Annotated in this window: 18 protein-coding genes; 12 read left to right on the top strand and 6 right to left on the bottom strand. The window is 71.7% G+C overall.

What is annotated here, in order from left to right; all coding sequences use genetic code 11:
- From ACFWZ2_RS00145 to ACFWZ2_RS00135, 3 genes are all read right to left on the bottom strand, one after another.
- A complete protein-coding gene (locus ACFWZ2_RS00145) occupies positions 1-1,881 on the bottom strand; it encodes a DUF2264 domain-containing protein (protein ID WP_384539386.1) in 1,881 nt (626 codons plus the stop codon).
- Between the two features lie 41 nt (positions 1,882-1,922).
- Positions 1,923-3,236 (bottom strand): M60 family metallopeptidase, encoded by a 1,314-nt coding sequence (locus ACFWZ2_RS00140; RefSeq protein ID WP_384539383.1) that lies wholly within the window; start codon positions 3,234-3,236, stop codon positions 1,923-1,925.
- Positions 3,237-3,369: 133 nt separating this feature from the next.
- On the bottom strand, positions 3,370-5,823 hold the full coding sequence (locus tag ACFWZ2_RS00135; RefSeq protein ID WP_384539380.1) for a polysaccharide lyase 8 family protein: 2,454 nt from the start codon (positions 5,821-5,823) through the stop codon (positions 3,370-3,372).
- A gap of 243 nt (positions 5,824-6,066) precedes the next feature.
- On the opposite strand from ACFWZ2_RS00135, the gene ACFWZ2_RS00130 reads away from it, so the two are divergent.
- From ACFWZ2_RS00130 to ACFWZ2_RS00100, 7 genes are all read left to right on the top strand, one after another.
- Positions 6,067-7,518 carry a M1 family metallopeptidase gene (locus ACFWZ2_RS00130; protein WP_384539377.1) on the top strand — a complete coding sequence of 484 codons (1,452 nt, stop codon included), beginning with the start codon at positions 6,067-6,069 and terminating at the stop codon, positions 7,516-7,518.
- Positions 7,515-9,788, top strand: coding sequence for a discoidin domain-containing protein (locus tag ACFWZ2_RS00125; protein WP_384539375.1), 2,274 nt, complete (start codon positions 7,515-7,517; stop codon positions 9,786-9,788). Before ACFWZ2_RS00130 ends, ACFWZ2_RS00125 begins: the two co-directional genes overlap by 4 nt.
- A gap of 256 nt (positions 9,789-10,044) precedes the next feature.
- Positions 10,045-10,788, top strand: coding sequence for a hypothetical protein (locus ACFWZ2_RS00120; RefSeq protein WP_384539372.1), 744 nt, complete (start codon positions 10,045-10,047; stop codon positions 10,786-10,788).
- Positions 10,789-10,980: 192 nt separating this feature from the next.
- Positions 10,981-12,165 (top strand): Gfo/Idh/MocA family protein, encoded by a 1,185-nt coding sequence (locus tag ACFWZ2_RS00115; protein ID WP_384539369.1) that lies wholly within the window; start codon positions 10,981-10,983, stop codon positions 12,163-12,165.
- A gap of 135 nt (positions 12,166-12,300) precedes the next feature.
- Entirely contained in the window at positions 12,301-13,329 is a 1,029-nt protein-coding gene (gene tdh, locus ACFWZ2_RS00110; RefSeq protein WP_384540327.1) for an L-threonine 3-dehydrogenase, read from the top strand.
- A gap of 42 nt (positions 13,330-13,371) precedes the next feature.
- Positions 13,372-14,571 (top strand): glycine C-acetyltransferase, encoded by a 1,200-nt coding sequence (locus ACFWZ2_RS00105; RefSeq protein ID WP_384539367.1) that lies wholly within the window; start codon positions 13,372-13,374, stop codon positions 14,569-14,571.
- Between the two features lie 117 nt (positions 14,572-14,688).
- Positions 14,689-15,588, top strand: coding sequence for a LysR family transcriptional regulator (locus tag ACFWZ2_RS00100; protein ID WP_384539365.1), 900 nt, complete (start codon positions 14,689-14,691; stop codon positions 15,586-15,588).
- 49 nt (positions 15,589-15,637) lie between these two features.
- Here the strand turns inward: ACFWZ2_RS00100 and ACFWZ2_RS00095 are convergent, their stop codons facing one another.
- Positions 15,638-16,387, bottom strand: coding sequence for a restriction endonuclease (locus ACFWZ2_RS00095; protein WP_384539362.1), 750 nt, complete (start codon positions 16,385-16,387; stop codon positions 15,638-15,640).
- Positions 16,388-16,978: 591 nt separating this feature from the next.
- Between ACFWZ2_RS00095 and ACFWZ2_RS00090 the strand changes: the two genes are divergently transcribed.
- The 5 genes from ACFWZ2_RS00090 to ACFWZ2_RS00070 all read left to right on the top strand — a co-directional run bounded on the left by ACFWZ2_RS00090 (position 16,979) and on the right by ACFWZ2_RS00070 (position 21,047).
- Entirely contained in the window at positions 16,979-17,848 is an 870-nt protein-coding gene (locus ACFWZ2_RS00090) for an ABC transporter permease (protein ID WP_384539360.1), read from the top strand.
- Between the two features lie 51 nt (positions 17,849-17,899).
- Positions 17,900-18,928 carry an ABC transporter substrate-binding protein gene (locus ACFWZ2_RS00085; RefSeq protein WP_384539358.1) on the top strand — a complete coding sequence of 343 codons (1,029 nt, stop codon included), beginning with the start codon at positions 17,900-17,902 and terminating at the stop codon, positions 18,926-18,928.
- A gap of 122 nt (positions 18,929-19,050) precedes the next feature.
- On the top strand, positions 19,051-19,845 hold the full coding sequence (locus ACFWZ2_RS00080; protein WP_384540324.1) for an ABC transporter ATP-binding protein: 795 nt from the start codon (positions 19,051-19,053) through the stop codon (positions 19,843-19,845).
- A 78-nt stretch (positions 19,846-19,923) separates the two neighbouring features.
- Complete coding sequence (locus ACFWZ2_RS00075; protein WP_384539355.1) at positions 19,924-20,487, top strand: helix-turn-helix domain-containing protein; 564 nt, start codon at positions 19,924-19,926, stop codon at positions 20,485-20,487.
- Between the two features lie 59 nt (positions 20,488-20,546).
- Positions 20,547-21,047 (top strand): GNAT family N-acetyltransferase, encoded by a 501-nt coding sequence (locus ACFWZ2_RS00070; RefSeq protein WP_384540321.1) that lies wholly within the window; start codon positions 20,547-20,549, stop codon positions 21,045-21,047.
- A gap of 10 nt (positions 21,048-21,057) precedes the next feature.
- On the opposite strand, the gene ACFWZ2_RS00065 is transcribed toward ACFWZ2_RS00070, so the two are convergent.
- Together ACFWZ2_RS00065 and ACFWZ2_RS00060 are read right to left on the bottom strand one after the other, a co-directional pair.
- Positions 21,058-21,891: a sugar phosphate isomerase/epimerase family protein gene (locus ACFWZ2_RS00065; RefSeq protein ID WP_384540318.1), complete on the bottom strand. Its 834-nt coding sequence runs from the start codon at positions 21,889-21,891 to the stop codon at positions 21,058-21,060.
- A gap of 71 nt (positions 21,892-21,962) precedes the next feature.
- Positions 21,963-25,430: a ThuA domain-containing protein gene (locus ACFWZ2_RS00060; protein WP_384539352.1), complete on the bottom strand. Its 3,468-nt coding sequence runs from the start codon at positions 25,428-25,430 to the stop codon at positions 21,963-21,965.
- Between the last annotated feature and the right edge of the window lie 706 nt (positions 25,431-26,136).

Here is a 26,136-nt window from a genome sequence, read left to right as displayed (position 1 = left end):
TCACAGGAGCAGCTCGACCCCGTCGGGGAAGCGGACGCGGACGATGTCGCCGTCCACGGCACAGGTGATGGACTCGCGCAGCGCCTGCGGCCGGACGGTGTCGCGGGACAGCGCGACGAGGGTGACGTGCACGCTGTCCGTGCCCGGACGGGCCGCGCACGACAGGAACGGCGTCGCCGAGTGCGGGCCGTACGCGTCCGCCGCCACCTCGCGGGCGATGCCGGTCCCCTCGTCCCAGCCGTGCAGCGCGACCACGGCGCTGGTCAGGCCCGACTCCGTACGCGCGAGAGCCCAGCCGGGGCCGTGATCGGCATGCGGCCGCGTCCCGTCGGCCACCGGATGCCCACCCTCGCGGACGGAGAGCTCCGCCGGGGCCTGTACGCGGTGTACGCGGATCTCCCACGGCCCGTGCAGCGCGCTGGTCGTCCGGATGGGGAACGCGTCGTCCTGGCCCGGCAGTTGTGCGTCATGTCGTGAGGAGGCGACACGGCCCTCGCAGGTCAGCGGGTGGATACGACGGCGGCGCGAGGCCGTGCCGTCCGGTGCGATGAGCGCGAAGTGGCCGTCCACGGCACGCTCCCACGCGCGTGGGGCCGTCTCCGGGGCGGTCGCCGTGGAGTAGCCGAACTTGGCGTAGTGCGGATCGTCCTGGGCGGGGCCTTCGAGGGGATTGTGGTCGCTGCCGTGGTTGACCAGGCGGACGATGCCGTCGTGCCGGGTGCCGTGCAGCAGCCAGCCGGGCTGCGGGAGCGCCGTGTACTGGTCGGACTCCTCGACGGGCAGCGGGACTTCGCGTTCGGTCCACACCGGGTGGTCGGCGGGCAGCAGCAGACCGAGGAAGCCCTTGCTGGCCCAGTACGGGGACGCGGGGCCCGAGTAGGCCTGCGTCGCCGGCAGGAACGTGTCGTACCAGCCGAGCGGAAGCAGCCCCCGCTCGTCGGGCACGCCGCGCTCCACGAAGTGCCGTGCCGTGCCGGAGGCGAGCCGCCGGGTCAGGCCGGGCGCGAGGGGCGTGCAGTCCGCGAGGGCGCCCATCCACACGGGCGCGGCGGCCGCGAAGCGGTACGTCAGGGAGCGGCCCTGGTGGACCGGGGCGCCGTCGCCGCCGAAGAAGTGCGGGTAGGTGGTGAGGAACTGGGTGAGGCGCTCGCGGTAGACCTTGGCGCGGCCGCCGTCGTCGCCACCGGCCATCCGGGCCCACAGCAGCGGGTACAGGTGCATCGCCCAGCCGATGTAGTAGTCGAAGTTCCGCCCGTCGCCGTCGCTGTACCAGCCGTCGCCGCGGTACCAGTCCTCGATGCGGTCGAGGCCGCCGTCGATGTCCGACTGGCTGAACGGGGCGCCGACCGAGGCGAGGAACTGTTCGGACACCACCTGGAAGAGCCGCCAGTTGTTGTCCCAGGTGCGGCCCCCGACGAACCCGGAGAACCAGTCGACCACCCGCTCCTGGACCCGGGCGTCGAGCTTGTCCCAGATCCAGGGGCGGGTCTCGTGCAGACCGATCGCGATCGACGCGGCCTCCACCATCTGCTGCGAGCAGTCGGTGAGTTCGGGCCACGCCTCGCCGCCGGAGCGGTCCGTGCCCGTTGTCAGACCCTCCGCGTAGCGTTCTACGAGACGGGGATCCACCTCGCCGCCCGCTCCCGCGATCCGGAAGGAGGCAAGGAGGAATGACCGCGCATATCCCTCCAGGCCGTCCGACACGACCCCCGACCAGCTGCCCCGCCCCGGCAGGCGGTACTGCGCGAAGCCCGGCGTCGCGTAGGGCACGAGCGCGGCCAACTGCCGGTCGGCGAGCGCCTCCCAGTGCGCCCTCGTCCAGCCGGTGAGCGGGGAGAGGACGCGGTCGGTGGGCGGCAGGGACAGATGCGGTGCGGGCATGGGGTCCGTAACTCCTCGATGGGGGATGCGAGTCGGGTGACTTATTCGCGGTAGGTGCTCGCGTCGACGGTGGGCTTGTCCAGGCCGAGCGCGGCGATGCGGGACTTTCCGGCCGCGGTGACGGGGAAGCGCCACTTGCCGGTGAAGAAGTCGCTGAGGTCGCGTCCCGTGGCCCGGCAGGCGTAGACCGCGAGGTGGTCGTAGCGGTCCGCGTCCGTGGCGGCGGCTGGGTTGTCGGTGCGGATCAGCCGGTGCAGCTCGGGCCAGACACCCGTGCCGAAGGCCAGGCGCAGCTGCCACAGCGGGACGAGCTTCTGCCACACGTCGAGCGCCGTGTAGTCGCTGCCCCCGTCACGGGCCGCGAAGGCACGGTCGTAGCCGTCCTTGCCCGTGGAGTCCTTGCTGAGCAGCCGCGATGTCTGGCCGAGCGTGCGCTGCGCGGCGAGCGAGTAGAGGTTGCAGGTGACCTCGGTGAGCGCGCCCGGCTTGTACGCGGACTGCTGATGCTGATGGCCCAGCTCGTGGTACATCCCCCAGCCGCCGGTACGCAGCCCGTTCACGCCCGCGATGTACGTCATCGCGCCGCTCGGGTAGCCCGTGTACCCGTGCGTGGCGTACGCGCCGACGCCCGACCCCACCTTCGTGACGTTCACGAAGTGGTACGGCAGCGGATTGCGCGCGTGCGTGCCGGTGGTGCCGCTCAGACCGCTGAACGTGGCGTGCGAGGCGAGGAGTTGTTCGTACGTGTCCAGGAGCGACGCGTGGTTCTCGGCCCTGTACTGCAGGGCGGTGGCACGGGACAGCGTGACGATCGCGTGGGCCGAGCGGAGCTGGACGTACCCGGCCGACGTGTACGAGTCCAGCTGGGACTGGAAGGAGGACTCCGACGTCGACCCGTGCGTGAACGTGGGCATCGGCACGGAACCGGCCCCGAGGGTGACGGTCGCGCGCTGCCCGCTGCCGGTCAGGGTGAGATGGATCGGCCCGCCGTTCGGATCCGTGACGGTGTTCGTGCCCGCCTTGAGGGCATAGGCGCGGGGCGCGTTGGGGGTGGCGTAGTAGTCGGGGATGCCGACGTACAGGGTCGGAAGGACACCGTCCGGGGCGGACACGGACACCGTGACGGCGGTGCCCGCGGGCGCGTACGCCGCGGTGGTGAAGAAGTCACTGGCCCGCTGAGCGGCCCCGAGCCGTACCCGCTGCGACTCGGCGGAGACACGGGCGGTGAGCTGGACGGTGGCGGTGGCCCGCACCGTCGGACGCACGGCGTGGGCGGTGCCGGGCAGCAGGACCGCTCCGGTGGCGGCGGCGAGGCCGGTGAGGACGGTGCGGCGGGGGAGGGGAGTGGGTCTCATGGGGTGCACTCCTTGTCGGGTGAGGGGGACGCCCCGTAAGGGGCGCGGGGCTGTGACATGTGCGGCTCCGCCGCGTGGGCGCGACCGGCCAGGGCGCACCCGCATGCGTCGAACCGGCGGGCGCGCCCGGACTTCAGGCGAACTCTGCCGCATGGGTGCGCCCCCGGGAGCCGCCGACGCGGGCGGTCACGACGGCCCTGCGCCCAGGCGTGATCGTCACCGTGTCATCGGCACGGACCACTTTCCGTACAGGGAAGGGAAGTTCGACGGTGACCGTCGCCTCCGTGCGGCCGGGATCGGCGACGGCCACCGACACACCGCGGTGCCCGTGCCGGACGAGTACCGTGCCGGGCCCGGACGCGGTGAGGCCCCCGGCCCGTCCGGGGCCCCAGAAGTGCGCGGCGAGCAACCCGTCCCGCCGTGCCTCGACGGCCTGCACGGTCGCGTCATTGGCGACGACCCGAACCGGCCGGGCCCCGGCCCAGACGGCGGTCGCACCCGCACTGGCCCCGGGCAGCAGCACATAGGCGTACGAGGAGTCGGCGGGGGAGACCCCATGGTCGAGCCACAAGGTCAGATAGCGGCGCGCGACCGGCGTCGCGCTGCCCCCGGTGTCCGCACCGGTGTTGATGTCCCGCCACGCGCCGACCCGTTCGGTACGCAGGGCGCGCAGGCCGAGGTCGGCCGCGCGGCCGGGGTGGTCGGGGAAGACGTAGCCGCCGGTGCCTTCGAGGTGTGCCCAGCGCGCCCGGTCGAACCGTGCCGACCAGCCCTGCCGGTCCGGCTGGCGGCGGCCGTCGACGGTCAGCCGCCGGACGGGCCCGGCAGCGTACACGTTGCGGTTCTCGACGACCGTCTCGACCGTACGCCCGTCGCTCGCGCCGATGCCCGCGCCGAGCGCGACGACCGCGTTGTCGAGGCAGAACCACGTCTTGCGGGCCCGCAGGCTGCTGCCGTCGGCGAGGAGTTCCATGGCGGCGGCGCCGTAGCGGCCTGCGAGGACCGCGCCGCCCGCGACGGCGTTCTTGGGCCGGTACGTACTGGTGCCGCCGCCGGATCCGATGTCGGCACGCGCGCGCGTGTCCACCGTCGTGCCCGGCAGCCGGTACGGATCGACGGTCGCCCAGAAGGCGTCGCCGAACTGTCCGAGGTCGTCGGCGTCGTACAGATAGGTCATGCCGTCGCCGGTGTACCAGCCGTGCAGGTTCTCGCCGTTGCCCGCTTCGTAGGCGGCGATCCGCTTCGAGGAGAGCGAGAGGGCGAGCGCCCATCCGGGGCGCCGGTGCACCACCCGGTCCATGTCGGCGAACACGTGATGGCCGGTGAGCCGTTCCCCGGCGGGGACGGCGGGGTCGTCGAGGACGGCCTTGGCGCGGGCGAGCGCGGGGATGCCGACGAGGCCCAGGTACGGGGTGGTTCTGTTGCGCCGGATCCAGCCCTTGGCGAGCGCGCGCCAGCGGTCGGCGTACGCGGCCGGGGCGCCGGAGGCCAGCTGCAGGATGTGGGAGAGCGTCACCGCCCCGTCGTGGTGGTCGCGCGCGCGTTCCCTGGATATCGCCCGGCCGCGCACCGCGTCCATCATCAGCCCGTCGAAGACGACAGGCGCGAACGTCCGGTCCACCGCCTCGTACAGGACGGACGTCTTCGGGTCGGTGACCGCCCACGCGGAGTCCGCGAGCAGCGCGATCAGCTGGCCCGCGCTGCCGAGCAGCACACTGCCGTACGTACCCGTGTACGCGACGGAGCCGTGCTGCACGAACGATCCGTCCTCGTAGAAGCCGTCGCCCGAAGTGACGTACTGGAAGAGGCTGTTGCGGCCGCCGTCCCTGACGTCGGACAGGCCGTCGCGGGCGAGCGCCACCGTGGCCGGGTCCTTGGCGAGCAGGCCGCGCAGGGCGACGACGACGGCCTTGTCGGCACGGTTGGCGCCGGTCTCGGCCAGTGAGGGGGAGGTGGTGCGGCGGTCCGGGTCCGGGCAGAACGCCGCGACGGTCGCCGTGTACGCGTCCAGGTCGCCGGCGGGCAGTAGCCCCCGCAGCAGCACGCAGATGTCCATGAGCGCACGGGGTGCGCCGATCTCCCAGAACCACCAGTTGCCGGACTCGGGGCGGCCCGGGTGATAGGCGGTGGAGTGCAGGAAGCGCAGCGCGTCGAGGAGCGCGTCGGCGGCCTCCGCGCTGTCGCTGAGCGAGGTGCCGGGCGTGGCCCACGCCGTCGCGAGGGTGCGCAGACGGGTGTAGCTCTGGCCGAAGTTGCCGGGGTCGGTGGCCGGGGAGAGGTCGGCCCACAGCGCGGTCCTGCCCGGGGAGCGGTCCAACTGCCGCCACCAGTCGGACGCCTGGGTGTCCAGGGTCTTCAGCGCCGCGGCGAAGTCGGGGTCCGTCGGGTCGAAGTCGCCGCCGGTGAGCTGCGCGGCGGCGCGGGCGAGCAGCGGGTCGTAGGCGTCGTCGCGGGTGGCGCCCCATGCCGTACCGCCCGTCGTCGCCGACACGGCGACGGTGACGGCGGCCGTGGCCCCGGCCCCCGCCCCTGCCACGAGGAGCGTGCGACGGCTGGGTCCGGTGGGGTCGGAGGCAGGCGTGGGCATGCGAACTCCCAGAGGTGTCGGGGCACATGAGGCGATCCCGCGACAGCATGTAAGCGGTTGCTATGGTGCGCAAGAGGGGGCGGGGTCTTTCTATGTTCTTTCTTTTCCATGAGGGGGATGGGTGAGCGTCTCCCTCGGCTGCGGGATTCGTCGTGGCTGGTCGCGCAGTTCCCGGCGCCCCCAAAGGGGCGCTGGCGCTTAGGTGTTGACGGCGATGGTAAGCGATTACTACCTTGCCGCCCCATGGCTGAGAAAAGGACCCGAACCGTGCGTGCCGCCATCGCCACGGCGGCCGCGGCCGCCACCCTCGCGCTCGCCGCTCCCGCCCAGGCCGATCCGTTCACGCCGACGCCCGGCGCGGACGGCGTGGGCGATCCGCTGTTCCCGACGCTCGGCAACGGCGGCTACGACGTACGCCACTACGACCTCTCCTTCGACTTCACGCCCGTGACGTACGACTTCAGCGCCACCATGAGGATCCGGGCGAGCGCCACCCAGGACCTGTCGTCGTTCAACCTCGACGTGGACTCGCTCGCCGTCGACGCGATCGAGGTGAACGGGGAGAAGGCGCGGTGGGCGATCGGTCCCGGCATGTCGGGGCAGGAGCTGACCGTCACGCCCGCCCGTCCGCTGCGTGACCGCCGTTCCTTCGACGTCGAAGTGACCTACCACGGGAACGGGAAGACGAAGCCGATCGGTCAGCCCGGCTGGCGCCATATGTCCGACGGCGGCTTCGCGTCGGCCGCCCAGGCCTCCCGCGCCGACACCTTCGCGCCGGTCAACGACCACCCCTCCGACAAGGCGACATGGACCTTCCACCTCACCGCGCCCAAGGGCTGGACACCCGCGGCCAACGGCAATCTCACCGGCAGGCGCGGTGGCCCCGGCGCCAAGGAGACGTGGGACTTCTCCCTCAAGTCCCCGATGGCGCCTGAGCTGTTGGGGATCTCGGTCAACAAGCAGCGTTACGTGTACGGGCGCGGTCCGCACGGTGTGCGGCTGCGCCACCTCGTGCCCGAGGACCAGCTGGCGAAGTACCGGCCGATCGTCGAGGAGACCGGCGGACAGCTCGCCTGGCTGGAGAAGACCCTCGGTGTGCGCTACCCGTTCGACACGTACGGCGTGCAGATCGTGCGCGACGGCTACGGCGACGCCCTGGAGAACCAGACCCTCTCGCTGTTCGGCCCCGGCTGGTTCGAGCGTCCCACCTACTCCACGACCATGGTCCACGAGCTGACCCACCAGTGGTTCGGCGACTCCGTGACGCCCGCGACCTGGCAGGACGCCTGGCTGAACGAGGGGCCCGCCGTGTACTACGCGGCCGTGTGGGCGGACGACAAGGGGTTCCAGCCCATCGAGGAGAAGATGCGGACCGCGTACGAGAAGCTCGACGCGGTCCGCAAGACCGACGGCCCGCCCGGAAAGCCCACCGGGCTCGGCGGCTTCACCATCTACGACGGCGCCGCCGTGTCCCTCTACGCCCTCCACCAGCAGATAGGAAAAGGGCAGTTCGACGCGGTCATGAAGGCGTGGCTGACCGAGCACCGGCACGGCAACGCCTCCACCGAGGACTTCATCGCCAACGCGGTCGAGGTGACGGGCGACGCGTCCGTCGGCACCTTCCTGCGCCACTGGCTCTTCGACCTCGACAACCCGCCCATGCCCGGGCACCCGGACTGGGGCGGCGCCCGATGAGGCGGCGGCCTTCGGCCCTCGCGGCGGCCGTCGTCGGCGTGCTCGCGTTCGTGTTCGGCACACTGGCCGCGCCGGGAGCTGTCGCGGGAGCCGCCCCGGGAGCCATCGCGGGAGCCGCCGCGGAGCCCGGGCCGAGCGTCCTGCACGCCGCCCCGCACGGCAGCGGCGACACGTGCAGCGCCGCCCGGCCCTGCTCGCCGACCGGTGCCCGCGACGCCGCGCGCACCGTATCCGGCCGCGACGTCCGCATCGAACTCGCCGACGGCACCTATGAGTTGACCGAGCCGCTGAAGCTGGGTGCCGCCGACTCCGGGCGTGCCGGGCGCACGGTCACCTGGACCGCGGCGCCCGGCGCCCGCCCGGTGCTCTCCGGCGGCCGTACGGTCACAGGCTGGGCGGAGAATCCGGACGGCACCTGGACGGCCGCCGCCCCCGACGGGGTCACGCCGCGTCAGCTCTTCGTCGACGGCCGCCGCGCCGTCCGCGCGCGGGGCACGGCCTGCCCCGCCGCGACCTGCGACGCCTCGAAGGCGGGCATGACGGGCGCCGGGGCCACCGGGATCGCGAAGTGGCGGCAGCCGACCGCCGCCGAGGCGGTCATCAAGGTCCGCTGGCGCACGTACCGTTGCCGCATCGCGGGCGTCCAGGGTGACAACATCACCTTCGCGCAGCCCTGTTGGGCCAACTCCGCGAGCGGCACGAACCGCACCGGCCCGGCCTGGGACTCCACCACCGTCGACTCGGCCCGCTACCAGGGCGTCGCCTTCTTCGAGAACGCCCGCGAACTCCTCGACGAGCCCGGCGAGTTCGTGTGGGACGCCGAGGGCCGCACCGTCACCTACCTCCCGCGCGCGGGCGAGGACCCCCGCCACGCGCGCGTGGTCACCCCGGCGACCGAGCGGCTCATGGTCCTCGACGGCGCCCACGACATCCGCGTCGACGGCATCGGCTTCACCTACGCCGCCTACCACAAGACCGCCACCGACGAGGGCTACGCGGGCACCCAGGCGGGCCTCACCCTCACCGGAGCCACCGGACCCGTCGACCACGCGGGCCGTTACTACACCAAACCGGCCGCGGCGCTCACCGTGCGCGGCGGACGTCAAGTGGCGGTCACCCGCGCCGAGTTCAGCCACCTCGGCGGCGCGGGCGTCGTCCTCGAAGCGGGCACCAAGGACTCGTCCCTCACCCGCTCACGCTTCACCGACCTCTCCTCGGGGGCGGCCTACATCGGCGACACCGAACCGAAGCCCGACCCCGGGCTCGCCGGGGAGCGGAACACCGTCGCGTACAACACCATCCGGCGCACCGGGGTGGAGTACACGGACTCCGTGGGCATCTGGGCCGGATACGAGGCGCAGCTGAGCGTCGACCACAACACCCTCGACGACCTGCCCTACTCGGGGATTTCCGTCGGCTGGGGCTGGAACCAGCCCGAGGCCAGGGAGTCCGTCCTGCGGGACAACCGCATCACCGCCAACCGCATCACGAACGTCATGCGGGTCGAGCACGACCAGCACGACGGCGGCGCCATCTACACCCAGGGCGCCCAGCCCGGCACGGTCGTCTCCGGGAACTACATCAACCGCTCGGCGTACGGCAACACCGAGCGCGACGGCAACGGCATCTACCTGGACGAGCAGTCCTCGTACATCCGCGTCGAAGGCAACGTCCTGACCCGCGTCGGCTACAAGTGGGTCTCCAACTGGGCGGACTACGGCATCCAGAACCACGCCACCGGCAACTGGACCGACACCGCCGCACCGGCCCTGACCGGCACCGGATCGACGATGAAGGACAACCGCACCGGGCTCGACCGGCTGCCGCGCGAGGCCCTGGACGTGGCGGAGCGCGCGGGCGCGCACCGGCAGCGGGCCGAACAGCTGCGCCCGGACCTCGCCCGCGCGGGCGAGGCATCGCAGTCCTCGACGGACGGCGCCGCCCCCGCCGCGTACGCGATCGACGGGGACACCTCCACCGACACGCGCACGCTCGCCGGGCCGGGCGCCTGGTGGCAGGTGGACCTCGGCGGTGTCCGGCGGGTGCGGCAGGTCGAGGTGTGGAACGGCGCGGCCATGACCACGGCGGACTTCGGCGTACAGCTGTCACGGACCGCGGACTTTGCCGACGCGACGACCCGGCACGTGACGGGGAAGGCGCTGCGTCCCACGCTCCTGGAATTCACCGGGGGCGATGCCGCCAGATTCGTGAGGGTCAGGCTCACGGGCACCGGACGCGTGGGCCTCGCCCAGGTGCTCGTCCATCCCTAGCCGCGGACGCCTCGCCCGGATGCCCGGCCCGCGGCCGAACGGGGGACGGGCGGCCGGACGGGGCAACTCAGCCGAATCCAGTGGCAGTTGACGGAGAGCGGGGCGCGGTGGAGGTGCGGGGGAGCACGGGGCCGTATGGGTGGAAGAGGCCGTCGGGCGGAGCTGGACGGTGGGCGGCGAGGGAATTGTCCCACTAAGTGACCAGTCGCACTATCGGTCCGACGCCAAGCCCTCCATGAAGGGAACCGTGAGGTTCATGTTCCGCTCCTCAGGCCACCGCCCCCGTCTGCTGCGCACCGCCTCGCTGGCCGCCGCGGTCGCCGTCGTCGCCGCGCTCGCCGGTCCGGCCGCCGCCGCGTCGGCCACCCCCGTGAGCGCACGCACCACCGCCCCGGCGTCCGTGCCGGGCGACAGCACCCCGATCTCCTCGGGCCCGACATCCCTCGAGGTCGACTCGCTCCTCGACCTCGAAGGCGCCGCCTCGCTCAAGGTCGTGGGCGGCAGCCTGATCCACAGCAACCACCGCATCACCGGCGGCGTCGTCAGGCTCGGCGGCGTCGTCAGCCTCAAGGCCGGCAACAACCGCGCCACCGTGAAGAACATCTCCATCGACATCGCCACGGGCGTCGTCCGGGCGAACGTCGCGGGCAAGGTGATGATCCTCGGCACCATCGACACCAGCAGCCTGCGGCTGCGCTCGGAGCCGGGCTCGAACCTGCTCTACGTCGTCATCGGCCTGGTGGACGACAACAACATCGAACTCGGCGCGGCCGCCGCGGCGCGACTGCACGGCATCCTCGGCGTGCAGCTGGAAGAGGGACAGACCCTGCTCACCGGGTCCATCGGCGCGGCCGTGGTCCTGGACGCGGACCTGGCCGCCGACCTCAGAGTCGACCTGGGCGCGGCGATCGAGGCGGGTCTCGACGTCGACGTCTCGCTGGACGCCGACATCGACGTCTCCCTCGACCTGGACCTCGGTCTCAGCGTCAGCATCCTCTGACGGGCACACGCCCCACCGAACCGCGGAGGTCCGGCCCCTACTTGCTGGGGGGCCGGGCCTCCGTGCGTACGCACCCGCGCACACTCCTCGACACGGACAGCCGGGGCCGGATAGATAAGGATCAAGCTCATCCGCACCACGGGAGTTTCTGAGCCACGCACCCGCAACACCGGCACAAGCGAAGGAAGTTCCATGACCGACCTCCGTCTCGGCGTCCTCGGCTACGGGCTGCGCGGCTCGCTCGCCCGCACCGCCCACCGGCCGGGAGCGGGCTCGCGCGTCACCGCCCTCGCCGACCACGACGCCACCGCACGGGCCGAGGCAGCCGTGGCCTTCCCCGGCGCGCTGATATCCACCAACCACCGCAAGGTCGTCGAGGACCCGGACGTCGACGCGATCGTCGTCCTCACCCCCGACCACACCCACGCGGAGCTGGCCCGCGAGGCACTGCGCGCGGGCAAGCCCGTCTTTGTCGAGAAGCCCCTCGAAACGAGCGTCGAGGCGTGCGACGCGATCCTGCGGACCGCGTACGAGACGGGCACGCGCCTGTACGTCGGGCACAACATGCGGCACATGCCCGTGGTCCGGCTGATGCGCGACATCATCGAGCGCGGCGAGATCGGCGCGGTCAAAACCGTCTGGGTGCGGCACTTCGTCGGCTACGGCGGCGACTGGTACTTCAAGGACTGGCACGCCGAACGGCAGTACACCACCGGCCTGTTGCTGCAGAAGGCCGCGCACGACATCGACGTCCTGCACTGGCTCGCCAACGGCTACGCGCGCCAGGTGCAGGCCCTCGGCGACCTCATGGTCTACGGCGACAACCCGCACCGCCGCGCGCCCGGCGAGCCCAAGACGGACGACTGGTACACCAAGGAAGGGCACTGGCCGCCGCACACCCAGCGCGACCTCAACCCCGTCATCGACGTCGAGGACGTCTCGCTGGTCAACATGCGCCTGGACAACGGGGTGCTGGCCGCCTACCAGCAGTGCCACTTCACCCCCGACTACTGGCGCAACTACACCGTCATCGGCGACGCGGGGCGCCTGGAGAACTTCGGCGACGGGCCCGGCGGAGTGGTCAAGGTGTGGAACGCGCGCCGGTCCTCCTACCGGGGCGACGCGGACGCCGCGTACCCGGTGCCGGACGCGCAGGACGACGGCGGGCACGGCGGCGCCGACCCGCTGCTCGTCGACGAGTTCGTCCGCTTCGTACGCGAAGGAGGGCGCACCGACACCTCGCCCGTCGCGGCGCGGATGGCGGTGGCGGCCGGTGTGCGGGCGACGCAGTCGCTGCGGGACGGCGGGACGCCGCGCGAGGTGCCCGCGCTCGACCCGGAGCTGATCGCCTACTTCGAGCGCGGTCAGACCCGCTGACGCGCCGCTCCGTGGCGGGGGCCTGAAGGAAAGCTGCGGCGGCGCTTAAGAAATCCTCGATGGACCGGGGCGCCGCCGTAGGGAAGATTCCTGTCCCGTCGGAGGAACGAGTGACGTACGACGGGAGCCGTGGCGTTGAAGGCGCTGGTCAAGGAGAAGGCGGAGCCGGGACTCCGGCTGATGGACGTACCGGAGCCGGTCATAGGCCACGGCGACGTCCTGATCAAGGTGCTCCGCACCGGGATCTGCGGCACCGATCTGCACATCCGGGCCTGGGACGGCTGGGCGCAGCAGGCGATCGCCGCGCCGCTGGTCGTCGGGCACGAGTTCGTCGGTGAGGTCGTCGAGACCGGCCGCGACGTCGCCGACATCACGGCCGGTGACCTGGTCAGCGGCGAGGGCCACCTGGTCTGCGGAAAGTGCCGCAACTGTCTGGCCGGGCGGCGGCACCTGTGCCGTGCCACCGTCGGACTCGGCGTCGGAAGGGACGGCGCCTTCGCGGAGTACGTCGCGCTGCCCGCGTCGAACGTCTGGGTGCACCGCGTCCCCGTGGACCTCGACGTGGCCGCGATCTTCGACCCGTTCGGCAACGCCGTGCACACCGCCCTGTCCTTCCCGCTGGTCGGCGAGGACGTACTGATCACCGGGGCCGGGCCGATCGGCCTGATGGCGGCGGCCGTCGCCCGGCACGCGGGCGCCCGCAACGTCGTGATCACCGACGTCAGCGAGGAGCGCCTGCAGCTGGCCCGCAAGACCGGCGTCACGCTCGCGCTCAACGTCGCCGAATCCACCATCACCGAGGGACAGCGCGCGCTCGGGCTCCGCGAGGGCTTCGACGTCGGCCTCGAGATGTCCGGCAACCCGCGCGCGATGCGCGACATGGTCGCCAACATGACCCACGGCGGCAAGATCGCCATGCTCGGACTGCCGTCCGAGGAGTTCGCGGTCGACTGGTCCCGGATCGTCACCTCGATGATCACGATCAAGGGCATCTACGGCCGCGAGATGTTCGAGACCTGGTACGCGATGTCCGTCCTGCTCGAAGGGGGACTCGACCTGGCCCCCGTGATCACGGGACGCTACGGCCACCGTGACTTCGAGGCCGCCTTCGACGATGCGGCGAGCGGCCGCGGCGGCAAGGTCATCCTCGACTGGACCTCCTGACCCCCGGCCCGCAGCCCTCCGAACACCCCTAAGGAATGACGCATGTTCGACTCCGTACGCGAAGACCTCCAGGCCACCCTCGACGAGATCGTCGCCGCGGGACTGCACAAGCCCGAGCGCGTCATCGGCACCCCGCAGTCCGCCACGGTCGCCGTCACCGAGGGAGGCCGCCCCGGCGAGGTCCTGAACTTCTGCGCGAACAACTACCTCGGCCTCGCCGACCACCCCGAGGTCGTCGCCGCCGCCCACGCGGCCCTCGACCGCTGGGGCTACGGCATGGCGTCCGTCCGCTTCATCTGCGGTACGCAGGAGGTGCACAAGGAGCTGGAGGGGCGCCTGTCCGCGTTCCTCGGCCAGGAGGACACGATCCTCTACTCCTCCTGCTTCGACGCCAACGGCGGTGTCTTCGAGACGCTGCTCGGCGCCGAGGACGCGGTCATCTCCGACGCGCTCAACCACGCGTCGATCATCGACGGCATCCGGCTCTCCAAGGCCCGCCGCTTCCGCTACGCCAACCGCGACATGGCCGACCTGGAGAAGCAGCTCAAGGAGGCCACCGAGGGCGGCGTCCGCCGCAAGCTGATCGTCACCGACGGCGTCTTCTCCATGGACGGCTACGTCGCCCCGCTGCAGGAGATCTGCGACCTCGCCGACCGGTACGACGCCATGGTCATGGTCGACGACTCGCACGCCGTCGGCTTCGTGGGCCCCGGCGGTCGCGGCACCCCCGAGCTGCACGGCGTCATGGACCGCGTCGACATCATCACGGGCACCCTGGGCAAGGCGCTCGGCGGCGCCTCCGGCGGCTATGTCGCGGCCCGCGCGGAGATCGTCGCGCTGCTGCGCCAGCGCTCGCGCCCCTACCTCTTCTCCAACACGCTCGCCCCGGTGATCGCGGCGGCCTCGCTCAAGGTCATCGACCTCCTTGAGTCGGCCGGTGACCTGCGCGAACAGCTCGCCGCCAACACGGCGCTGTTCCGCTCGCGGATGACCGAAGAGGGCTTCGACATCCTGCCCGGCGACCACGCCATCGCCCCGGTCATGATCGGCGACGCGGCCGTCGCGGGCCGCATGGCCGAGCTGCTCCTGGAGCGCGGCGTGTACGTGATCGGCTTCTCGTACCCGGTGGTGCCGCAGGGCGCGGCCCGCATCCGCGTCCAGCTGTCGGCGGCGCACTCCACGGAGGACGTCAACCGTGCGGTGGAGGCGTTTGTCGCTGCGCGGGCCGAGCTGCAGGGGTAACTGGGGCAGGGGGCCTCGACTCACCTGCGGGCCGGTGGGGGCTTGGCGCGCAGTTCCCCGCGCCCCTTACGGGGCCGCCGGTTCGCATGGGGTCGGCGGTAGGGGAGAATCGTCCCCATGATCGAGGCGCGGCGGCTGCACATCCTCCGTGCGGTGGCCGACCACCGCACGGTCACGGCCGCTGCCGCGGCCCTCTACCTCACGCCGTCCGCGGTGTCCCAGCAGCTCGCCGCGCTGGAGCAGGAGACGGGCCACCGCCTGGTGGAGCGCTCGGCGCGCGGCGTACGTCTGACGGCGGCGGGCGAGATCCTGCTGACGCACACCAACGCGGTCCTCGCCCAGCTGGAGCGCGCGGAGGCGGAGCTCGCCGCGTACAGCTCGGGCGAGGCCGGGACCGTGACCGTGGCGTCCTTCGCCACCGGGATCGGCCTGGTCGTCGGCCCCGCGCTGGCCAGGCTCGCCGCCTCCGCACCCGGGATCCGCGTCCGGGTCCAGGACGCGGAGGGCGACGCGAGCCTGCCGATGGTGCTCGACCGGCAGGTGGACGTGGCGGTCGCCGTGGAGTACCGGGGCGCGCCGGGCGCGGACGATCCCCGGCTCACCCGCGTCCCGCTCTACGCCGAGCCCTTCGACGCGGTGCTCCCGGTCGGCCACCGGCTCGCGACGGCGGACCGCGTCGCCCTCGCCGAGCTGGCCAAGGACGCGTGGATCGGGCCCTTCGCGGGCAATCCCTGCCACGACGTGGTGGTCCTCGCCTGCGAACAGGCCGGGTTCCAGCCGCTCCTGGAGCATTGGTCGGACGACTTCCGCGCGGTGGTGGCACTCGCCTCTGCCGGTGCGGGCGTCGCCCTCGTGCCGCGCTCGGCGCTGCGCGGCATGGAGGTGCCGGGCGTGGTCGTACGCCCGGTCGAGGGCGCGGCCCCCACGCGCAGGGTGTTCGCGGCGGTGCGCTGCGGCGCGGAGGAGCATCCGCTGATCCGGCCGGTGCTTGACGCACTGGGGGAGGCGGCGGGCTGAGGCCCGCGGCCCGGGCCCGCGCGGCACCGTGGCGCTGTCGGCGCACCGCTCACGGCACCGCGTCCGGGCGGCGCGGCGGGGGTATTCGGGGCAGCAGCTCCCACAGCGGGCGCGATCCCGAGGCCCATGCGGTGAGGGTCCGGCGGTCCACCAGGTGCAGCTGCTGCGACCGTGCCAGGGGTGCGCATCGCGCGGAGAACCGGCCGTTCGTCACCAGGACCACCACGTCCGCGCCGTGCAGTTGGCGGGCCGTGCCGTTCAGGACGTGCAGATCGGGTGTGCCGACCGGCGAGCCCTGGTCGCCGTGTCTGCGGTGCTTGCACTGGATGACCCAGTGGCGTCCTGCCGGGTCGGTGGCCTTCACGTCCGCGCCGTTGTCGTTCGCGCCGCCGACCTGCACCGCGTCCTGACAGCCGTCCCTGCGCATCAAGTCGCGCACGGCGTACTCGAATTCACGGTGGTGCAGGGCGTCGAGCTGCCCTATCGCGAAGCGCAGGCCCTGCGCACGGGCCCGCTCCCACCGGGCGTCCTCGGACCTCCGGTGCAGCCAGGCACCACCCGCGGCGGCGGCCGCCGCTCCCGCGACGAGGAGCAACCACCAGTGCGCGAGCAGCCAGTTGACCGCCGCCACCGCCAGGCCGACCGCCACCGCGCCGGCCACGCACACCGCGAGGATCTCGCCGTCCCTGCCGCCCCTTCGTCGCGAGCGCCGTCGCACCGGATACCTCCGGCGGGCCGGTGAACGCCCACCCGTACGCGCCCCGCCTCCACGCCGCCTTGCGGCCGGCCGCCGCGTCATCGCTGGCCCCGTCGGTACGCCTCGGGTTCCGATCCGTGCTCCTCGGGCCCTGATCCGTGTGTCCCGGTCCTCGATCCGTGCTCCTCGGGCCCCGATCCGTGTGTCCCGGCCCTCGATCCGTGCTCCTCGGGCCCCGATCCGTATGTCCCGGCCCTCGATCCGTACGCCTCGGGCCCCGATCCGTAGGTCCCGGACCCGCGTCCATACGACCCGGACCCGCGTCCATACGCCCCGCTCCCCGCTCCGTACACCCCGATCCACGGCATGCCGCCGCCCCCCTCATCCAGCCGTCATCCCCGCCCGACAACCCATGCTGGCAGCCGCCACTGACAACGGGGCAGACGAAATCCACTCGGAGTGATCACCACGGCCGGGTGAGCCCGGGTCGGCTGGGGCAGCTGGGGCAGCCGGGTCAGCCCAAGGCGCCCCGGCCCGCCCCGCCGTGAAACTCAGGTCCGACCTATTGACCCTGCGCTCAGCGAGTCATTAGCGTTGCCGACAGCCTGCCAGAAAGCGCTTTCTGGGCGCGATTTCGCCGCCCCTGCCTCCGCAACTGCCTCCGAAGTTCGCCGAATATCAGGGGAGTTCCTCGTGAGCCAGCGCGTACTGCCCCCCACGCCCCCAACACCCGTGAAAGCGGCGGGCGTTGCCGAGCGGGAACGCCCCGGCCTGCGGCAGCGCGCCGCCGACGCGGCCGAGCGGAGCTGGCGTCCGCTCGCGCTGCTGCTCGTGTGCTTCGGCGCCTGGTGGCTGATCGCCGCCACCGCCATGGTCGAGCCCTATCTGGTCCCCTCGCCCGGCGCGACCTTCGACGTCCTGGTCGACAAGCCCGACTACCTCTGGCAGCACAGCTGGGTCACCACGTACGAGACGCTGCTCGGCTTCGTCATCGCGGTCGGCGTCGGGATTCTCTGTGCCGTCCTGATGGTCGCGTCGACGACCGTCGAGAAGACCCTCTATCCGATCCTGCTCTTCGCCCAGGTCGTCCCGAAGATCGCCATCGCCCCGCTGTTCGTCGTCTGGCTGGGCTTCGGCATCGCCCCCAAGATCCTCATCGCCGTTCTCATCGCCTTCTTCCCCGTCGTCATCTCGATGGTCACCGGGCTCAAGGCCGTGGACCCGGAGATGCTGCAGCTCTCCGCGACGATGGGCGCGCGCCCCTGGCAGACCTTCCTGAAGATCCGCTTCCCGGCCTCCCTGCCGCATCTGTTCTCCGGCCTGAAGGTGGCCGTCACGCTCGCCGTGACCGGTGCCGTCGTGGGGGAGTTCGTCGGGGCGAACGAAGGGCTCGGCTATGTGATCCTCCAGGCCAACGGCAACCTCGACACCCCGATGCTCTTCGCGGGGCTGCTCGTGATGTCGCTGATCGGGGTGGTCCTCTTCGTGCTCGTCGAGATCGCCGAGAAGCTCCTGCTCCCGTGGCACGCCAGCCGCAGGGACACGGCCGCCACCACGTACTGACCTGCTCCACATCGGCACGTACTGACCTCCCGTACGCGAGAAGGGCCGCTCATGCACGCGCGCAGACTCCTCACCGGCCTCGTCCCCCTGGCGCTCGTCGCGGTGTCCGCGACCGCCTGCGGCGGTGACGACGCCAGGACGAGCACCAGCGATTCCGGCAAGAGGCTCGACAAGGTGACGCTGACGCTCAACTGGTATCCGTACGGCGAGCACGCGCCGTTCTACTACGGCAAGCAGCAGAAGATCTTCGAGAAGCACGGCATCGACCTGGAGATCAGGGCGGGCCAGGGCTCGCAGAAGACCGTGCAGGCCACCGGCGCGGGGCAGACCGACTTCGGCTGGGCCGACACCCCCGCCGTGCTCGCCGGTGTCGACCAGGGCGTCAAGGTGAAGAGCCTCGGGGTGTTCCTGCAGACGACGCCCGCTTCCGTGCAGTTCTTCACGGCGCAGGGCATCGGGTCGCCCGCCGACCTCAAGGGGAAGACGATCGCGGGCACGGCCGGTGACGCGCTCACCAAGACGTTCCCGATCTTCCTGGCGAAGAACGGCATGGAGCTCTCGGACGTCAAGATCCAGAACACCGACCCGGCGGGGAAGATCGCCGCGGTGATCTCCGGCAAGACGGACGCGCTGCTCGGCTACGCGAGCGACCAGGGGCCGACCATGCGGAACAAGGCCAAGAAGGACGTCTCGTATCTGCGCTTCTCCGAGCACGGCCTGAACTTCTACTCCAACGGGCTCATCGCGGGCCCCAAGACCCTGCAAGGCAGGGGCGATCTGGCGCGGCGGATGACGGCGGCGGTCAGTGAGGCATGGGCGTCGGCCGAGAAGAGCCCGGGGCCCGCGGCCGCGGCGATGGAGGGCGCCTCCGAGCAACTGCCGCCCAAGAGTGTGCTGTCCGAGCAGTTCCAGACGACGCTGACGCTGCTCCACACGGACGCCACCGAGGGGAAGGCGCCGGGGGTCAACACGGCGGCGGACTGGAAGCAGACCATCGAGGTGTTCTCCGACGCAGGGCTTGTCAAGGAGCCCAAGTCCGTGACGGAGTACTGGGATTCGGCAAAGGGGATCAAGGGGTGACCGCGCCCAGAAACGCCACGCTCGGGTCCGGCACGCCAGGGAACTCCGGTACACCGGGGAGCTCCGGTACACCGGGGAAGTCCGGCACGCCGAAGAAGGCCGCGACACCGGAGAAGGACGTCATGTCAGGGAAGTCGCCGTCCGACCGGCCCGCCGTGCGGCTCGGTGACGTCGCCGTCCGCTTCCGTACGAAGAAGAAGGACGTCACCGCGCTGCGCGACGTCTCGCTCGACATCGGCAGCGGCGAGTTCGTGGCGATCGTGGGCCCCTCGGGCTGCGGCAAGTCCACGCTGCTCAAGCTGGTCGCCGGGCTGCTCGCGCCGTCGTCGGGCGAGGTGCTCCTGGGCGGCGAGCGGGTGCGGGGGCCGCGGCGCGACATCGGCTACGTCTTCCAGCGCGCCGCCCTCCTCGACTGGCGCTCGGCCCGGCGCAACATCCTGCTCCAGGCGGAGATGCGGAAGATCCCCGCAGCACCGGCACGCGCGCGTGCCGACGAACTGATCCGCATGACCGGGCTCGACGGCTTCGAGGACGCGTATCCGCACGAGCTGTCGGGCGGCATGCAGCAGCGGGTCGCGCTCTGCCGCGCGCTCCTGCACGAGCCGCCCGTGCTGCTCATGGACGAGCCCTTCGGGGCCCTCGACGCCCTGACGCGCGAGCAGATGAACGTGGAGCTGAACCGCATCTGGCGCGAGACCGGCACCACGGTCCTGCTGGTGACGCACTCCATCCCCGAGGCCGTGTACCTGGCGGACCGCGTCGTCGTGATGAGCCCGCGCCCCGGCACGGTGACGGAGGTGATCGACGTCGGGCTTCCGCGGGAACGGGAGTACGGGGCCACGCTCGCGTCCCCCGAGTTCCGCGCGGCGACCGGGCGGATCAGGGAGCTGCTCGGGGCGGTCTCCGCGCACGGCTGACGGGCCGTCGCCGGGGCCGGTGACCGAGGGGTGGACGACGCTTGCCGGAAATCCCAGATGCGGGATAGCGTGCCAAATATGGAACATGATGGAGTCGACGCGCGCCTCGCCGCCCGGCTGAACGAGCTGCGTGCCGAACGCGGCTGGTCCCTGGGGGAGTTGGCGGAACTGAGCGGCATCAGCCGCTCGACCCTGTCCCGTGCCGAGCGCGCGGAGATCAGCCCCACCGCGGCCCTCCTGAACCGGCTCTGCGCCGTCTACGGACGTACGATGTCGCAGCTCCTGAGCGAGGTCGAGGCCGAGCCCGCACAACTGGTGCGCGCCGTCGACCAGGCCGTCTGGGCGGACGACGACGCGGGCTTCATGCGCTGGTCGGTCTCGCCGCCGAGCACCGGGATGCGCGGCGAGCTGGTCGAGGGCCGACTGCAGCCCGGCGCCGACATCGCCTACGACAGACCGCCGGTGCCGGGCCTGGAACAGCACATCTGGGTGCTCGAAGGGACCCTGGAGGTCACGGTCCACGGCGAGGCCCACACGCTGGAGACCGGCGACTGCCTGCGCTACCGGCTGTGGGGCGCGTCGCGGTTCCGCTGCCCGGGAGACGCAGCCGTGCGCTACGCGGTCGTCGTGGTGACGCCGTGACCGCCGCGCCGACCGTCGCGCGCCTCACCGCGGACCAACTCCTCGCCCACGCCGACGACATGGCGGACCTGCTCGTACGAACGGTGCGGGGCGGCGCCTCGCTCGGCTTCCTCGCCGACCTGGACCGGACGGCCGCGGCGGCGTGGTGGCGCGGACTGGCCCCCGCGGTCGCCGAGGGGCGGCTCGCCGTCTGGGCCGCGCGTGACGCCGGCCGTGTCACCGGGACCGTCGGCATCGCCTTCGTGGACAAGCCCAACGGCCGCCACCGCGCCGAGATCACCAAGCTGATGGTGCACCCGGACGCGCGCGGGCAGGGCCTCGCCCGTGCGCTCCTGTCCGCCGCCGAGGACGCGGCGGCGGACGCGGGCGTGACCCTGCTGGTGCTCGACACCGAGACGGACAGCCCCGCCGAGACCCTTTACGGCACGGCGGGTTGGACCCGGGCCGGGACCATCCCCGACTACGCGACGGACCCGGCAGGCGGCCTCCACGCGACGACGCTCTTCTACAAGCGGCTCGGCGAGAGGGTCGGAGAGCGGGTCGGCGAGCGGGTCGGGTGACGCGCCGTACTCAGTAGCGCAGCGCCGCCAGATACGCGTAGCTGTTCCGTGCCGTCCTGAACGGATCCGCCGGGGTGTCGTGCTCGACGAGCCACTGCCGGACACCGCCCACGCGCGCGTGGGCGAACATCGCGGCGAAGTCGAGCGTCCCCGAGCCGACATCGGCGAAGCCGCCGTCCGCCGCCATGTCCTTCACATGGAGGGCGGGGAAGCGGCGCGGATGACGGCGGAAGTACGCCGCGGGGTCGGCGCCGCCCTTCACCGCCCAGTACAGGTCCAGTTCGAAGCCGACGAGTTCCGGATCGGTCTCGGTGACAAGGATGTCGTACAGGTGCACGCCGTCGACCACCACATGGTCCGTGCCGTGGTTGTGGAAGAGGAGCGGGCCGAGGCCCGCCTCGCGCGAGGCGAGCCCGATCCTGTTGAACTGCCGTGCTGCCTCCCGGAATCCGTCCGGCGTGTGCAGCGCGCCGGGCAGGCTCGGCACCACCGGCCGGCGCGCGCCCAAGGTGTGCAGATCCTCCAGGGCCTGCGGCAGCCCGCTGCCGGTGAGCGTGGGGTACGCGATGTGTTCCAGGACCGCGCGCAGGCCCGTCGCGTCGAGCATCCTGCGGATGTCGGCCGCGCCGTGCCCGTGCCGGCCGCTGACGCCCACGGTCGCGTAGCCGATCTCGGCGAGCCGCTCCAGAGTGCCCGCGAAGTCCTGGGCGAGGACGTCGCGCATCGTGTACAGGTGCATGCCGATGCCACCGCGCGGAATGCGTCGCCGGTGCGCCGACTCCGCCCAGGCCTGCGCGGGCCCCGCCCCTGCGGCCGCCGCGGCGAACCCCAGGGACGCACCCATGGACGTACGCAGAAAGGCGCGTCGGCTGCCCTCGCTCGGCGACGCGTCGGGGGATGCGTTCATGGTCGTCCTCACTCCGCCGTGACCTGGACGGCGCCGGTCGTCGTGTCGCCCTTGTCGTCGGTCACCGTCAGATGCGCGGTGTACGTCCCCGCGCGCGCGTACGCGTGGTCCGCTTTCGGGCCCTCTGTGCCGCCGGACGGCTTGGAGTTGTCGCCGAAGTCCCAGTGGTACGAGGCGGCGGTGCGGCCCACGGGCAGCTGCACCTCGCCCGTGAACGTCACCGCGAGGGGCGGCGCGCCACTGTCGGGAGCGGCGGTCACCGAGACCTTCGCCCCGGCGGGCTTCTCGACGCCGGGGCCGTTGAAGCGCAGCCAGTCGAGCGTGAGCAGGTCGGGCCCTTCGGCCGTCCAGCGCGGGTTGGTGAAGACCGCGTACAGCTTCGTCGTGCCGTCGTGGTCGGCGAGTCGGGTGGTCGGTGAGACGACGTCGCCCCAGCCGCCCGTGGCGGGCACGGTCACCTTGCCGAGCAGCGTGCCCGTGGGGGAGCCCGCGCGGAACTCGATGTCGCCGCCGAGCCCGCCCGACGCCGCCCCCACGGTCACGGAGTCGACACCCTTGAGGTGCACGGGGTCGAAGGAGACCCAGTCGCCGTCCTCGATCTCGATCAGCCGCTTGCCGCCCGACGCGTCCGCGCGGTCACCGGTCACGGCCCCGCCGTGCGCGCCGCCGGTGGCGGTCCGGTGCTCGGCCTCCCGGAAGGACGTCCGCAGCGTGAGCGACGCGGACCCCGTCAGGGCGGGCACGTCGCCCGCGCCCTTGTCCTCGTACTGGGCGGTGATGCCGTAGTAGAGGTTCTGCCCCGGCCCGTGGCTGTCACCGGCATCGGTGACGATCTTGCCCGCGCAGCCCGTGTAGTTGTCCAGTGGATGCAGATGGCTGTCGTGCCCCAGCTGGGACTGGACGACGACCTTCTTGCAGTCGATCGGCCCGTCCTCCCTGTCGGTCACCTTGACCTTGAAGGGGATGGTGTCCCCGAAGCTGAACGTCCCGCCGTTCGGCGGCTGTTGGACGGTCACCACGGGCCGGGTGTTGCCTACCGTGATGTCGTGCACGGCAAGACCGCTGAGCTCCCCGGGCCCCGTCACCTTCAGACGGGCGCTGAACCGGCCCTTCTTGGTGTACTCGTGCGTCGGGTTCGCCTCGGTCGAGTCGGTGGTGCCGTCGCCGTCGAAGTCCCATGCGTAGGTGACGGGTCCGCCCCCGGGCAGTCCGGAGCCCTCGCTGGAGAACTTCACGGTCAGGGGCGTGCGTCCGTTGTCCGGCGTCGCCGTGATCCGGGCGTCCGGCAGGCGGCCGTCCGCCACGTAGTCGATGCGGTAGATGCCCGAGCCTTCGTTGCTGCCGCCGCGGCCCGTGCCGCTGCCGAGGCCGAAGTCGATGACGTAGAGAGCCCCGTCGGGACCGAAGTCGGCGTCGAAGGGCTGATTCCATTTCATGTCGGAGAACACGGAGTTGATGGACTGGAGATCGCCCGCCTTCGCCGGTTCGAAGCGCGGATCGGTGAACGTCTGGCCCTTCTCCTGGATCGAGAAGGTCTTGAACCACTGCCGGGTCAGTTCGTAGGTGAGCCACTTCCCCTCGAAGTATTCGGGGAACTTCGTGCGGTACGGATTGCTGGCGTCGTAGTCGTAGACGGGACCGCTCATCGGGCCGCCGCCGCCCGTGCCGAGCTCGGGGAACTCCGCGGATTCCGAGTACGCGTACCAGACGTTCGCGGCCTTGGCGGGCGGCAGCTCCCGCTGACCGGTGTTGTTCGGCGAATCATTGACGATCTTCGCGCAGTCGAACTTCTCCTTCGACGTCTTCGTCGCGAAGTCGTAGTCGTTGAACGGGGTGTTGTCGCCGATGCAGTAGGGCCAGCCGTAATGGCCCGCCTCGGTGATCCGGTCGAACTCCACGGTTCCCTCGGGGCCGCGGTCCGCCACGGCCTTCCTGGCGTCGGGCCCGTAGTCGGCGACGAGCAGCGCGCCGCTCAGCGGGTCCGTGGTGATCCGGAAGGGATTGCGCAGGCCCATCGCGTAGATCTCGGCACGCGTCCTGTCCGTACCGGCCCGGAAGAGATTCCCTTCGGGTATGCCATACGTCCCGTCGTCCTTCGGCGTGATCCGCAGGACCTTGCCGCGCAGATCGTTCGTATTGCCCGCGGTGCCCTGCGCGTCCCAGGCGCGGCGCCCCTCGCGCTCGTCGATCGGCGTGAATCCGTCGGAGGCGAACGGGTCGGTGTTGTCGCCCGTCGCGACATAGAGATCGCCCTTCTTGTCGAAGGCGATCGAACCCGCCATGTGCGAATTGGCCCGGCCTTCGCCGCGCCACGTCGGAATCGTCAGAAGGCGCTTCTCGGACGCCGGATCGACCTTTCCGCCCGCTTCGGTGAAGCGCGACAGATTGATGCGTTTCTCCGTCTTGTCCGAGTGGAGCAGATACAGCCGGTGATTGTCCTTGAACCGTGGATCGAGCGCGAGACCGAGCAGCCCGTCCGACTGGCTCGTCATCTCCGGTGTGTACGCGAGGTCGAGCGCCGTGGAGATCTTCAGCGTCTCCTGATCGATGATCTTGAGCTTTCCGGTGCGCTGGATGAAGAAGACCCTGCGGTCGGGCGCCACCGCCAGCTCGAAGGGGTCGGCCAGATCGTCGGTGGCGAGCGGCGTGCGCTGGAAGCTGCCCGTCTTGGTCGCGGTGCAGTCGCCCGGCTTGTCGCCCGCGGCCCACTGGATGCCGCCGAGGATGTGCCGGAGGAAACCCTCCTCCTGGAAGGCCGACTTGGCGTGCCCGCCCGCCGTGTACCAGGAGCGGCCGCCGTCGTAGTTCTGGCACCAGGACCACGGGTGGTCGACGCCCTCGTCGAGGCCTGTGACGCCGTCGCGCACCTTGATCTGCGCGAGGGTGTGCACCTTCCCGGTGGGATTGGTGCGCCAGTTGTACCACTCCTCCGTACGCTCCCACAGCTCAGGAAGTCCCTTGGTGGACGGGTGTGAGTGGTCGAGGACCTTGACCCGCCCCGTCTGCACCTCCGGGTGCTTGTCGAAGATCGCGCCGACCAGGCCCTCGTACCAGCCCCAGTCCCGCTCGCTCGCCGACGCCGCGTGCAGGCCGACCCAGCCGCCGCCCGCCCGGACGTACTTCTGGAAGGCGGCGCGCTGCCCGGCGTCGAGCAGATCGCCCTGCTCCGGCGTGGAGTTGGTGTTGTTGAAGACGATCGCCTGGAAACGGGCGAGGTTGGCGTCGGTGAACGCCGCCGCGTCGTCGGTCGCCTCGACCTCGAACCCGTTCTCCCTGCCGAGCTTCTCGACCGCTTCGATGCCCGCGGGGATGGAGTCGTGGGCGTAGTTCGTGACCTTGGAGAAGACCAGGACACGGAAGGCGGGCGCGGCCGCGGCACGGGGCGGGGCGGCGAGGCCGAGGCCGACGACGAGGGCGAGCAGGGCGATGAGGACGAGCAGGGGTCTTGGCGCACTCTTCGGTGCCGTGGAACTCATGGCGCTCCCTGGGCTTGGCGGGTGGACGGCTGCCGGTCGCCGGGTGTGCGGTGAGTTTGCGTGTGCGGCTGCGCTGGAGCGGGATTGCGGGGCTCAGCTGAGCTGGAGCGTGGCACCGGGCGGTTAGAAAGCGCTTTCGCGGTGCGGGACTCAGGGTAGGTTCCGCTTCTGCGGAGGGTCAATGGGTCGGAAGGGGCTTGCGCGGGGCGGGAGTTGGAGGGGGTGGCGTGGGGTGGTGCTCTGTGTGGGGTGGCGGTCTGTGTGGGGTGCGGTGTGCGGGAGGTTGGGGTGGTGCGCATGCGGTCCTGTGTGCGGGAGGTTGGGGTGGCGCGCATGGGGTCCTGTGCGCGGGAGGTTGGGGTGGTGCGCATGAGGTCCCGCGCGCGGGGGGCGGAGTGCTGCGCATGCGGTCCCGTGTGCGGGAGGCAGGACGGTGCAAACGCCGTCCGTGTACGGGAGGTAGGACGGCGCAAATGCCGTCCCGCGCGCGGGAACACGGTCCGGCTCGGGGCGCTGACGCACCGGTGCGTCCGAGGTCGCACGCGCGCGGAGCATGCCGGCCCGCGAGTCCGGCCAGGCGTGGAACGCCCCCGAGGTCGCACGCGCGCGGAGCATGCCGGCCCGCGAGTCCGGCCAGGCGTGGAACGCCCCCGAGGTCGCACGCGCGCGGAGCATGCCGGCCCGCGAGTCCGGCCAGGCGTGGAAC

Origin of the sequence: Streptomyces sp. NPDC059002 (assembly GCF_042740435.1) — a bacterium.
In the GTDB taxonomy this organism is placed as follows: Bacteria; Actinomycetota; Actinomycetes; order Streptomycetales; family Streptomycetaceae; genus Streptomyces.
Note: the sequence above shows the minus strand (reverse complement) of the source record. Positions and strands in the feature narration are given on the sequence as shown.

Excerpts from the sequence above, each read along its gene's own strand:
- ACFWZ2_RS00145 (WP_384539386.1), bottom strand. The coding sequence starts at position 1,881 with ATGCCCGCACCGCATCTGTCCCTGCCGCCCACCGACCGCGTCCTCTCC.
- ACFWZ2_RS00140 (WP_384539383.1), bottom strand. The coding sequence starts at position 3,236 with ATGAGACCCACTCCCCTCCCCCGCCGCACCGTCCTCACCGGCCTCGCC.
- ACFWZ2_RS00135 (WP_384539380.1), bottom strand. The coding sequence starts at position 5,823 with ATGCCCACGCCTGCCTCCGACCCCACCGGACCCAGCCGTCGCACGCTC.
- ACFWZ2_RS00130 (WP_384539377.1), top strand. The coding sequence starts at position 6,067 with ATGGCTGAGAAAAGGACCCGAACCGTGCGTGCCGCCATCGCCACGGCG.
- ACFWZ2_RS00125 (WP_384539375.1), top strand. The coding sequence starts at position 7,515 with ATGAGGCGGCGGCCTTCGGCCCTCGCGGCGGCCGTCGTCGGCGTGCTC.
- ACFWZ2_RS00120 (WP_384539372.1), top strand. The coding sequence starts at position 10,045 with ATGTTCCGCTCCTCAGGCCACCGCCCCCGTCTGCTGCGCACCGCCTCG.
- ACFWZ2_RS00115 (WP_384539369.1), top strand. The coding sequence starts at position 10,981 with ATGACCGACCTCCGTCTCGGCGTCCTCGGCTACGGGCTGCGCGGCTCG.
- ACFWZ2_RS00105 (WP_384539367.1), top strand. The coding sequence starts at position 13,372 with ATGTTCGACTCCGTACGCGAAGACCTCCAGGCCACCCTCGACGAGATC.
- ACFWZ2_RS00100 (WP_384539365.1), top strand. The coding sequence starts at position 14,689 with ATGATCGAGGCGCGGCGGCTGCACATCCTCCGTGCGGTGGCCGACCAC.
- ACFWZ2_RS00095 (WP_384539362.1), bottom strand. The coding sequence starts at position 16,387 with ATGACGCGGCGGCCGGCCGCAAGGCGGCGTGGAGGCGGGGCGCGTACG.
- ACFWZ2_RS00085 (WP_384539358.1), top strand. The coding sequence starts at position 17,900 with ATGCACGCGCGCAGACTCCTCACCGGCCTCGTCCCCCTGGCGCTCGTC.
- ACFWZ2_RS00080 (WP_384540324.1), top strand. The coding sequence starts at position 19,051 with ATGTCAGGGAAGTCGCCGTCCGACCGGCCCGCCGTGCGGCTCGGTGAC.
- ACFWZ2_RS00075 (WP_384539355.1), top strand. The coding sequence starts at position 19,924 with ATGGAACATGATGGAGTCGACGCGCGCCTCGCCGCCCGGCTGAACGAG.
- ACFWZ2_RS00070 (WP_384540321.1), top strand. The coding sequence starts at position 20,547 with ATGGCGGACCTGCTCGTACGAACGGTGCGGGGCGGCGCCTCGCTCGGC.
- ACFWZ2_RS00065 (WP_384540318.1), bottom strand. The coding sequence starts at position 21,891 with ATGGGTGCGTCCCTGGGGTTCGCCGCGGCGGCCGCAGGGGCGGGGCCC.
- ACFWZ2_RS00060 (WP_384539352.1), bottom strand. The coding sequence starts at position 25,430 with ATGAGTTCCACGGCACCGAAGAGTGCGCCAAGACCCCTGCTCGTCCTC.